Here is a 1,635-nt window from a genome sequence, read left to right as displayed (position 1 = left end):
TTCTTACCTCCAGTCAAGTATTTTTTGAAAGATTTTTTGAAGAAGTGATTTAGTTTTTGGAGGGAGGGGTACCCCTCCCTCCAAAAACTAAATTTGTGCATACAAAATAGACCTTACGAAATAACATTTTTTCGCAAAGTCAATTATGATATAGTATAGTTAGTTGATTACGAACTGGTTGATGCTGTTTCGTAATCATAAAGGATTCCGTGTGTAATAAGATGAAATGCCACTTTCAAGAACTTATTTATACACGCAACGGACGCAACTTTGTGAGGTTTTCTCTGGGGTTGCGTTTTTAATTTGTCATAATATTCCACTAGATGATTCTCTGTTTTTTTACGTAATGTAATCATCGTTTTAATCATAAAGAATAAAATTTTCCGTAGTTTATTGTTTCCCCTTTTGTTGATCTTGTCCTTATAAAAGGTATTCCCTGATTGATAGCGCATAATATCGATCCCCACATAGGCATTTAATTTCTTATGGTTTTTAAAACGGCGTATATCTCCTAATTCACCAATAATTCGAACTGCTGTTGTTTCCCCTATTCCCGGAAAAGATCGAAGTACCTGATATTCTAAACGTTCTTTTGAAAGCTCAACCATTTGCTTCACTAGCTTTTCTTTTTTCTCTTTTAAGTCTGCGATGCGGTTTGCATAATCTTTGACTTGTTCGCAACGTATATCTTCTTTAGAAATAGCTGGATAAGAGGTTTTGGCAGCTTCAAGGAGAGCGATTCCTTTCTCTTCTGCTCGCTTCAACGACAAGTTTTTTCGTGTATTTGCTTTTAATCGATTGCGAATCACCGTTTTTGAATGGGCTAACACTTCATCAGGATGCGGGTACAATTGTACGATATTCAAAAACAGAGCAGAGCGCTTTGTAAATAGCCGTTCTAATTCAGGAAAGCTCAATTGCAAGATGGCGTGTAAACGGCTATATAAGTGTGTAATCTCACTCTCTAACTCATCATAGTAACGTGTAAGTCCACGCATTTGTTGGTAGTATTCCTCTTCTTGATACGTCTGTTTCCGCTTTACTCGAAAATGAGATTTTGCCAGCTCATGTGCATCGCCTTTATCTGTTTTTTGTCGGCGCATAGAAGCCATCTGTAAGTTCGCTTCAAGTGGATTAATGCGGCAATATGTATAATTATAGTCTTGAAAGAACCGTTCCAATGATTTGGAATATACACCGGTTGCTTCGAAGATAATTTCAGGTGTTTGTCCATCTTGTTGAGTCAGTGCTTGAAGTATTTCATGAAGTTGTTCAAAAGAGGGGCGGTTATGCTTAATCTCTTTTTCTACTACACATTGGCGATACTGATTGTAAATGACCATCGTACTTTTCCCCATACTCACGTCTAAAGCTACCACATGTTTCATTATTCAAATTTCTCCTTTTTAGCCAACCATAGAAGTCTTCACATTGCCTTATCGATTCCATTTTCTTTTACACGATCTCTAGGACCCAACATACTAAACTGATTCAAATAAGGGTGTGAAATTGGTCTGTTTTTGATACGGACTCTTTATTGGTCCCAGGGGCTGTTCGACCTTACTTCACTTCTACTATAAAAAATAGTAGCACAAACCATGGCCTTGGTCTGTACTACTAATGTTAGTATGTTTT

General features: G+C 37.1%; 1 protein-coding gene. It reads right to left on the bottom strand.

The features are described 5' to 3' along the window. Nucleotides 1–167: 167 nt before the first annotated feature. Nucleotides 168–1,388 carry an IS110 family transposase gene (locus WD019_RS21545; RefSeq protein WP_425712792.1) on the bottom strand — a complete coding sequence of 407 codons (1,221 nt, stop codon included), beginning with the start codon at nt 1,386–1,388 and terminating at the stop codon, nt 168–170. Nucleotides 1,389–1,635 lie beyond the last annotated feature (247 nt).

Source organism: Fictibacillus sp. Mic-4, assembly GCF_049843615.1.
GTDB classification, from domain to species: domain Bacteria; phylum Bacillota; class Bacilli; order Bacillales; family Fictibacillaceae; genus Fictibacillus_A; species Fictibacillus_A gelatini.
Note: the sequence above shows the minus strand (reverse complement) of the source record. Positions and strands in the feature narration are given on the sequence as shown.

Excerpts from the sequence above, each read along its gene's own strand:
- WD019_RS21545 (WP_425712792.1), bottom strand. The coding sequence starts at position 1,388 with ATGAAACATGTGGTAGCTTTAGACGTGAGTATGGGGAAAAGTACGATG.